The organism is Mycolicibacterium sp. CBM1 (genome assembly GCF_054073305.1).
The window spans coordinates 20,908-29,561 of record NZ_JBSXPP010000032.1 but is presented as its reverse complement, the minus strand read 5'-3'; the positions used below and the strand labels follow the sequence as shown (position 1 = coordinate 29,561).

Annotated in this window: 8 protein-coding genes and 1 tRNA gene; 3 read left to right on the top strand and 6 right to left on the bottom strand. The window is 66.1% G+C overall.

Features of this window, described 5'->3' with window-relative positions; translation table 11 throughout:
• Positions 1 to 2: 2 nt before the first annotated feature.
• From ACXDF8_RS25820 to pgm, 6 genes are all read right to left on the bottom strand, one after another.
• Positions 3 to 1,106 (bottom strand): IS3 family transposase, encoded by a 1,104-nt coding sequence (locus ACXDF8_RS25820; protein ID WP_457223823.1) that lies wholly within the window; start codon positions 1,104 to 1,106, stop codon positions 3 to 5.
• 338 nt (positions 1,107 to 1,444) lie between these two features.
• Entirely contained in the window at positions 1,445 to 2,176 is a 732-nt protein-coding gene (locus tag ACXDF8_RS25815) for a prevent-host-death protein (RefSeq protein ID WP_457226104.1), read from the bottom strand.
• Between the two features lie 16 nt (positions 2,177 to 2,192).
• A complete protein-coding gene (locus ACXDF8_RS25810; RefSeq protein WP_457226103.1) occupies positions 2,193 to 3,296 on the bottom strand; it encodes a transcriptional regulator in 1,104 nt (367 codons plus the stop codon).
• 360 nt (positions 3,297 to 3,656) lie between these two features.
• A tRNA-Ala gene (locus ACXDF8_RS25805) sits at positions 3,657 to 3,729 on the bottom strand.
• Positions 3,730 to 3,846: 117 nt separating this feature from the next.
• Positions 3,847 to 5,109 carry an MFS transporter gene (locus ACXDF8_RS25800; protein WP_457226102.1) on the bottom strand — a complete coding sequence of 421 codons (1,263 nt, stop codon included), beginning with the start codon at positions 5,107 to 5,109 and terminating at the stop codon, positions 3,847 to 3,849.
• Positions 5,106 to 6,752, bottom strand: coding sequence for a phosphoglucomutase (alpha-D-glucose-1,6-bisphosphate-dependent) (pgm, locus tag ACXDF8_RS25795; RefSeq protein ID WP_457226101.1), 1,647 nt, complete (start codon positions 6,750 to 6,752; stop codon positions 5,106 to 5,108). The genes ACXDF8_RS25800 and pgm overlap by 4 nt, the downstream gene beginning before the upstream one ends.
• A gap of 68 nt (positions 6,753 to 6,820) precedes the next feature.
• Between pgm and crcB (ACXDF8_RS25790) the strand changes: the two genes are divergently transcribed.
• Genes crcB (ACXDF8_RS25790) through ACXDF8_RS25780 form a run of 3 tightly spaced genes read left to right on the top strand, consistent with a single transcriptional unit; the run spans position 6,821 to position 8,654 of the window.
• Positions 6,821 to 7,219, top strand: coding sequence for a fluoride efflux transporter CrcB (crcB, locus tag ACXDF8_RS25790; RefSeq protein ID WP_457226100.1), 399 nt, complete (start codon positions 6,821 to 6,823; stop codon positions 7,217 to 7,219).
• Positions 7,220 to 7,278: 59 nt separating this feature from the next.
• On the top strand, positions 7,279 to 7,581 hold the full coding sequence (crcB, locus tag ACXDF8_RS25785) for a fluoride efflux transporter CrcB (protein WP_457226106.1): 303 nt from the start codon (positions 7,279 to 7,281) through the stop codon (positions 7,579 to 7,581).
• Positions 7,578 to 8,654, top strand: coding sequence for a putative PII-like signaling protein (locus ACXDF8_RS25780; protein WP_457226099.1), 1,077 nt, complete (start codon positions 7,578 to 7,580; stop codon positions 8,652 to 8,654). Before crcB (ACXDF8_RS25785) ends, ACXDF8_RS25780 begins: the two co-directional genes overlap by 4 nt.

Sequence of the window (8,654 nt, the reverse complement as noted above, 5' to 3'; positions counted from 1 at the left end):
GATCATGCGAGTTGAGGGATCGAATAGGTGGATGTCCAGAGCGTTTCGTACTCTGTGGGGCTGATGTTACCGAGGTAGCTGTGCCGGCGTTCGATGTTGTAGAAGTTGTCGATGTAATCGGCCATGGCGGCAGCTAATTCGATGGTGGTGGCCCAACGGCGGGTGTTGAGTAGTTCGACTTGCATCCGTGCCCAGAAGGACTCCATGGCGGCGTTATCGAAGCAGTCGCCCACGGTACCGAACGAGCCGAGCAGGCCCCACCGCCGCATGTTCTCACCAAAGCTCCAGGACGTGAACTGACTACCATGGTCGGCATGCAGAATCGTTGGGCCACTGCGGTTTCTGCTATCGGCGGCCATGTTGACCGCATTGTTGACCAGGGCGGTGTCGGGGGTGGTGGAAAAGGTGCGGGCGACGATCATCCGCGAGAAGCAGTCCAGGATCGCGCAGCAATACACCTTGCCGTCACGCGCGGGATGTTCGGTGATATCCGTACACCACAGTTCGTTCGGCTTGGTGGCAGTGAACTGCCGATTGACCAGGTCAACGGGGGTGTCGACACCAATCAGGTTGGGTTTCCGCCGCCCGGGACGCGGCACCCCGTACAGGCCGTGCTCGGCCATTATCGAGTTGACGAGCTTGTGGTTGACGTTCATCTCGTAGTCGGCCAACAACGCCGCGCGGACCCGCCGGCGCCCGTAGGTGCCGCGGGAGCGTTGGTGGATCTCGGTGATCGTGTCGGCCACAATGAGGCGACGCACCTCGCGGTCCGGGACAGGGCGGTGCCGGTGATACTGCAATAGAGAACGCGTCAATCCTGTTATCCGGCAGGCAGATCGGCCTGAGTATCCTCGCGCGATCAGCCCCTCAGTGATCGCGCGTCGGCGTTTTGGGGGCACCACCGCCTGCTCGTCGAACAGCTCGCACGCGTCGCGGGTCAGGGCCAGCTCGGCCTCGAGCGCCGCGATCCGCTTGCGAGCCGCGGCGAGTTCGTCAGCCTCCACACTGGGAATGCCCTCGATGACCCCGGCGTCGATCAGTGCCTGACGTTTCCAACGGAACAGAGTTGCTTCACAGATCCCGGTCTCGACCGCAACGGCAGCCACCGGTTCACCCGATCGCAGCCGCGCAACGATTTGCCGACGGACCGACGACGAATACTGACGGGGCATGTGACCTCCCGATGATCACTCTGCCCTCTACTCGCATGACCGTGGACCAACAACACGGGTACAGATCAACTGGACCACCGATTGGGTCCCCCTCACCCTGACCCCCACACTGCCAGAACCGGGCCGATCCCTCGACCAGGCCGGATAGGGCGCTGATTGTCGTGTAGGCGACGTATTTGAGGGAGCAACTGTCGTCGGCGTTGTCGTCAAAACTGTCGTCGGCGCGAGGGCTGTGCTGATATGGCGCCGTTGGAGTCGTCGCTGCAATGACGCTAGGACTGTACCGATGCGACGAGAAGCTCGGCGGTGAGCTCGATGTCGTCCAATGCCATCGCCTGGCCTTCCGGGATACTTCTGATGCGGTTTAGCGACCGTTTCGCGTGAGTAATCAGCCAAAGCTTCACGTGGAGCAGGCAATCAGCCCGCAACTGCGGATCTGCGGCCGAAAGTTGTTGTCGCGCGACAGCACCGGCAATCGGGTCGAGCGCCAACCGTACGATGTCCAATAGGTCGCTGGCCTCCTTGGCCGCGCCTCGGTCCATCAGTGATTGCAGCTTCATCGCGATGAGCGGCCCGGGCTCGGCGACGCGCACGGTGACCGGCGCGAATCCTGGCGTCCGCAGCGACATTGGGGATGCCGTCGCTGCTGCCCAGTTGTGTGCCATGACATGAAGGCGCCCGGTGGCGTCGTCGGGAAGCTCCCGAAGTGCCGCATCGGTTACCCCGAGAACGTCAACCTCGACAACACCGGCCAAAGTGTCCAATAGCGCTCCTGCGGGACCGCGCGGAGTCGCACCAGCATCGAGAAGCATTTCGAGCTGCGATCGTTCGTCGTCACGCCGCCGATCCACGGTGTCCAGGTCAGCAGTCGCGCGATGGGGTCGCCCTAATCGGCACACAACCGCCAGCCCGCCGATCAACACAACTGGTCGTGACGTCTGTGCCTCAATGCGCGGGATTGCGTGGACGAGCCCCTCCATCGCTGTGCCGGCAAGGTTCACCACCGGCACAGGCTCTGGACTACCAGACACGCGCCCACGGTTCAGGCGGCGTCCATTGAGCGAGGATCTCGCGTCCGCGGCTCGGATCGTTGGCCAAGTCCAAGGCCACGAACAGCGGTCGAGCCATGGGCCAGCTCCCTTCAGATTCGCTGATCCGAACCCGCGCTGCGCATGTCGCCGCTAAAGGGGCGGCCTTCAACGTTGCTGCGCGCGTGCTCGGATCAGCGGCGGCGCCAAGCAACTGTGTTGCACGGCGCAGAGTGCGCATGTCGGGAACATAGAAGTCGGGCGGATGGTCGGCGCGAAGCCCGACAGGCGCCCGATAGTATGCCGCCGCCGCGGTGTCCGTCAGTGCCCAGCCAGTTCCGGCGTTGATGTCGTCGTTAACGCGCAGCGCATCGCGAACTGCCCTGTCCCCCGGCGATGGCAACGAGGCGACATCCGCTGAGACCGGACGCCAAGCCGCCGCAAGACCCCAGAATAGGTCCGGAATGGTCGGGATATGTTCGGTGTCAACTAAATTCGCACGCAGAAGGCGCGCCAGAACTTCTGAAACAGTGCTGGGCGCCCTGCCGATTCGCTGAGCTAGCGAACGCACACCGACAGACCGGCCCGGATTCAAGAGCAGTTCAACGGCGACTTCCAGGCCAGCTCTACCAGCGAACGGATCGCCACGAGCCGTCGTACCTCCGTGTACCGGCGGAATGTCGGCATGGACGTAGATCCCGGGTGCGGCCAGGTGCAGTCGACCGCGCAAATCCAACCATCCCCAGCCGCTGTTTTGCAGCATCGCGCGCGCATCTTCGGTGATCCGGTCGGCAACGAGCACACCAACGACGGCCTTGCCAGCCTTGGTTCGGATTCGAGCAAGCTGGTGCGCGTATTGGTCGAGCTGTCGCGGGAGCGCATCCGCCGACGCAAGCGTCCGATACTTGGCTTCGATGAGCAAGGTCTGGCCGTCAGGAGTTCGGACCTCGATATCGGCAGCGTCTCCAGCGGAGTCGATTAGGGAGGCCGTCAGGCCTGCCGCTTCAAGCGCGTCAACAAGCGCGTGTTCTGCGTCAGCTGCGCTCAACACAAGACCATTATTTCTCATGTTCGGCGTTCGGTCAATACCGAACACCGAACAGCTTCGGTGCCCGGGACCGTTCTCGGGGTTGGGCCGGGCCTGGCATATGCCCGGTCCTGAATCAGTCACATAACAGGATCGGAATCAGTCATTTCGCATCGTCGCTGCTCACCGCACATACGCAGATCGCTGGCGCTCAGTGATCCGTAGTTGGACCTCCGAAGTGAAGCCCGGCTGAGCGGCACTGTTTAGGCCATCCGTGCGGCACCATGTCTCGATACATCGGTGTGCAGACACCGACGATTAACCGTAGTTCATCAAAAAGGCCACGGTTGTCGTGAAACCCGACCAGCCCCAGCCCCGCAGAGAACACGAAAACCCGCCCCGACCGAAGTCAGGGCGGGTTTTTCAGAGTGGAGCTAAGGGGACTCGAACCCCTGACCCCCACACTGCCAGTGTGGTGCGCTACCAGCTGCGCCATAGCCCCAGGTGTGCTCACCGAAATTACACCACCGGGACCCGCGCTCCAAAATCGCTGGTCACCCGGTGTAGGACGATCGCCCTCTGACCAGGACGACGACGATTGTTGCCCGCCGCCAAGCGGCTAAGGCAACTCACCGGCCGCCTCCGGGCCCAGCGGCCGGGGCGGGGTGTGCTCCAGCGGCTCGCTGTCGCGGGTTTCCGGCGCCAACAGCCACCCGATCGACGCCAGCACCAGAATCAGCCCGCTGGCCGCGAACGCCCACTCGAAGGACAGGTGTTGGGCGATCTCCCCGACCCCCAGCGAACCGACGATCGAACCCAGGTCCGACATCATCTGGAAGGTGGCCACCGCCGTGCCGCCACGGGCCTTGCCAATGATGTCGGCCACCGCCGCCTGCTGCGGCGCGGTGAAGACCCCGGTGGCGGCACCGGCGAGGAACGCGCCGACCAGGAAGATCGGCAGCGACGTCGCCGCCCCCACCACCGCCGTCGTGAACCCTGACACCGACAGCCCGGCGATCAGCAGTGGCCGGCGTCCGGTCCGATCGGACAACCGCCCCGACGGGATGACGGCGGCCACGTTGCCGGCCGCGAACGTCGCCAGCGCCGCCCCCGCGATGCCCGGCCCGCGGTGCAGCGCCTCGGTGACGAACAGCGGCACCAGCGCCACCCGCAGCCCGAACGCCGACCAGCCGGTCGCGAAATTCGACAGCAACGCCGCCCGGTAGGCCGGATGCCGCAGCGCCACCCGCACCGTCACCGTCAACTCGTTCTCCGGCGCCGGCGCGGCCAGGTGTGAGTGCCGCAGGCTGATGAATACCACCGCGGCAGCGATCAGCAGCGCGCCACCGTAGATCAGAAACGGTGCGGCCAGCCCAAGCCCGGCGGTCAGGCTGCCCATCAACGGGCCCGCCACCGAACCCACCAGGAAGGCGCTGGAAAACATTCCGGCCACCCGGCCCCGGGCGTTGTGCGGGCTGATGCGGATCATCAACCCCAACGCGGAAATGAAGAACATCGTCGAGCCGATCCCGCCGAGCGAGCGGAACACCAACAGCTGCCAATAGGTGTGGGCGAACGCACACGCCCCCGTCGACAGCGCCACGATGAGCAGCCCGCTGACGTAGACGCGGCGCTCCCCCAACCGCTGCACCAACATGCCCGACGCCGGCGCGAACAGCAGCCGCATCAACGCGAACGCCGTGATCACGAACGTCGCGGCGCTGATACTCACCCCGAAGTTGCGGGCATAGTGCGGCAGTACCGGCGCCACCACGCCGTAGCCCAAAGCGATGACCGCGTTCGCCGCGATCAGCACCCACACTTCCCGCGGAAGCTTGGCTTCGGCTTCCGACGAACAGTCACCCTCGGCGACAGAACTCACGAGATGACTGTATTCACCACTTCACGAGCGGCTTGCTGCACCTCGGCCAGATGCTCGGGACCCTTGAACGACTCGGCGTAGATCTTGTACACGTCTTCGGTACCCGACGGGCGCGCGGCGAACCAGCCGTCGGCGGTGGTGACCTTCAGTCCACCCAGCGGCGCGCCGTTGCCCGGCGCGGTGGTCAGCTTGGCGGTGATCGGTTCCCCAGCCAGCTCGGTGGCGCTGACCTGCTCCGGGGAGAGCTTGGCCAGCCGCGCCTTCTGCTCCCGGTTGGCCGGCGCGTCGACACGGGCGTACACCGGCGCCCCATACTTCTCGGCCAGCTCGGCGTAGCGCTGCGAGGGCGAGGTTCCGGTGACCGCCAGGATCTCCGAGGCCAGCAGCGCCATGATGATGCCGTCCTTATCGGTGGTCCACACCGAGCCGTCACGGCGCAGGAACGATGCGCCCGCCGACTCCTCACCACCGAAGCCGATTGTGCCGCCGATCAATCCGTCGACGAACCACTTGAACCCGACGGGCACCTCGATGAGCTTGCGGCCCAGCCCGGCCACCACCCGGTCGATGATCGAGGAGCTGACGGCGGTCTTGCCCACGGCGACGCTGCCCGGCCAGTCCGGACGGTGCGAATAGAGGTAGTCGATCGCCACGGCCAGGTAGTGGTTCGGGTTCATCAGTCCGGCATCGGGGGTGACGATGCCATGCCGGTCGGAGTCGGCGTCGTTGCCGGTGGCGATCTGGTAGGAGTCAGCGTGGCCGATCACTTTTTGAACAAGCGCAGCCATCGCGTTGGGTGAGCTGCAGTCCATCCGGATCTTGCCATCGGTGTCCAACGTCATGAACCGCCAGGTCGCATCGACCAGCGGGTTGACCACGGTCAGGTCCAGGTCGTGCCGTTCGGCGATCGCCGCCCAGTAGTCGACGCTGGCTCCACCCAGCGGGTCGGCGCCGATACGGATCCTCTCGGCGCGGATGGCGTGGATGTCGACGACGTTGGGCAAGTCGGACACGTAGGCGTCCAGGTAGTCGTGGCGTTGCGCCGTCCGCAGCGCGCGCGCCAACGGCACCCGCTTCACCTCGGCCAGCCCGCCACGCAGGATCTCGTTGGCGCGCTTGGCAATCGCGCTGGTGGCGTCGGTGTCCGCCGGCCCGCCGTTGGGCGGGTTGTACTTGAATCCACCGTCTCGGGGCGGGTTGTGCGACGGTGTGACGACGATGCCGTCGGCGAGGGCGCTGCTGCGGCCCCGGTTGTAGGTCAGGATCGCGTGGCTGACCGCCGGTGTCGGGGTGTACCGATCGGCCGAATCGATCATCGCCACAACGTCGTTGGCGGCCAGCACCTCCAGGGCCGACACCCAGGCCGGCTCGGACAGCCCATGGGTGTCCCGGCCGATGTACAACGGCCCGGTGGTGCCCTGCCCAGCTCGGTACTCCACAATCGCTTGGGTGGTGGCCAGGATGTGCGCCTCGTTGAACGCCCCGTCCAGACTGGAGCCGCGATGCCCCGACGTGCCGAACGCCACCTGCTGGTCGACGTCGTCCGGGTCGGGCTGGACCGTGTAATACGCGGTCACCAGATGGGGCAGATCGACGAGGTCTTCGGGGAGCGCCGGCTTACCGGCGCGGGGGTTAGCCGCCATGGCGCCAATTCTGCCTCTCGACGGGCGATACTTGCTCGCGGATTCACTGACGGTTAAGGGGGTAGCCGGTGTTCGGACATGACAACCGCGAACTGGCGGCCGTATTCGCCGGTGGCGCGCTGGGCACTCTCGCCCGCGCCGGGCTGGCTACCGTGCTGGTCACCGATCCCGGTCACTGGCCGTGGGCAACGTTCGTCGTCAACATCATCGGCGCCTTCCTGCTGGGCTACTTCACCACCCGCCTGCTCGAACGACTGCCGCTGTCCAGCTACCGCCGTCCGCTGCTCGGCACCGGCCTGTGTGGTGGATTGACCACGTTCTCCACCATGCAGGTCGAGACGATGCGGATGATCGAACAGCACCACTACGGGCTGGCCGCCGGTTACACGCTCGTCAGCATCGCCGCCGGGCTGCTGGCGGTGTATCTGGCCACCGCCCTGGTGCGCAGGGTCCGGGTCCGCGCGTGAGCGTCGCCGTCTGGGCCGGGGTGCTCGTCATCGGCGGGGTGGGCTCGGTGGCACGGTTCATGGTCGACCGGGCGGTGGCCCGCCGGGTGGTCCGTTCCATCCCGGTGGGCACGCTGACGGTCAACATCAGCGGCGCGGTGCTGCTGGGCTTCATCACCGGGCTGAGCCTGAACCACAATGCCGCGCTGCTGGCCGGCACGGCTTTCGTCGGCGCCTACACCACCTTCTCCACCTGGATGTTGGAGACCCAGCGCCTCACCGAGGAGCGCCGTATGCGGCCGGCGATCACCAATCTCGTCGTCAGCGTCGTCCTGGGCATCGCCGCGGCCATGCTCGGCCAGTGGATCGCGAGCCTGCTATGAGCGAGAAGTACCTGAAACTGACTGCCTACTTCGGCGAACGCCAACGCGCCGGATCGCGATTCCTGGCCGAGGCCCTGCTGGACCTTTACGCCGAGCGCGAGGTGGCCAGCAGCGCACTGCTGCGGGGCATCGCGAGCTTCGGCCCACGCCACGTCATCCGCAGCGACGAGTCGCTGACACTGTCCGAGGATCCCCCGGTCGCCGTCACCGCAGTGGACGCCGAGGCGACGATCACCGGGCTGGTCGACGACGTCATTGGGATGACCACCCGCGGGTTGATCACCCTGGAGCGCGCCCGGTTGCTCGGGGGTGAGCTGTCCGGTGCTCCGCTGCCCGACCATAGTGACGCAGTCCGGCTCACCATCTACGTCGGCCGCCGACGCCGGGTCAACGGCGCCCCCGCCTTCTACGCCGTCTGCGACCTGCTGCACCGCCACCACTTCGCCGGCGCGACGGTTTTTCTCGGCGTCGACGGCACCGCTCACGGCCGGCGCCGCCGGGCCCGGTTCTTCAGCGGCAACGTCGACGTCCCGCTGGTCATCGTCGCCGTCGGCACCGCACCGCAGGTGCAGGAGGTGCTGCCCGAACTGCAGTCGATGCTCTACGAGCCGTTGGCCACGGTGGAGCGCATCCAGGTGTGCAAACGCGACGGCCGACTATTGGCGCGCCCGCCCGCGCTGCCCGCCGTCGACGCCGCCGGGCGGACGCTGCGCCAGAAGTTGACGGTCTTCACCTCCGAGTCCACCCACCACGACGGCGTGCCGATCCACCGCGCCCTGGTGCGGCGGCTGTGGGAATCGGAGACGGCCAGTGGGGCCACCGTCCTGCGCGGCATCTGGGGATTCCACGGCGATCACAAGCCCCACGGCGACAAGCTAATTCAGTACGGCCGCCAGGTACCCGTCAGCACCATCGTTGTCGACACCCCGGACGTCATCGCCCGATCCTTCGACATCGTCGACGAGGTGACCGGCAGCCACGGTCTGGTCACCTGCGAGATGGTGCCCGCGCTGCTCATGCTCGACGGCGATATCCGCAGCGGCGCGACCGACCTGGCCGAGTTCGACTACTGA

What these genes read in the sequence shown, in the direction of transcription:
- pgm (WP_457226101.1), bottom strand. Translation starts at nt 6,752, where the DNA reads ATGGCGGCTAACCCCCGCGCCGGTAAGCCGGCGCTCCCCGAAGACCTC.
- crcB (WP_457226106.1), top strand. Translation starts at nt 7,279, where the DNA reads ATGGTCGACCGGGCGGTGGCCCGCCGGGTGGTCCGTTCCATCCCGGTG.
- ACXDF8_RS25780 (WP_457226099.1), top strand. Translation starts at nt 7,578, where the DNA reads ATGAGCGAGAAGTACCTGAAACTGACTGCCTACTTCGGCGAACGCCAA.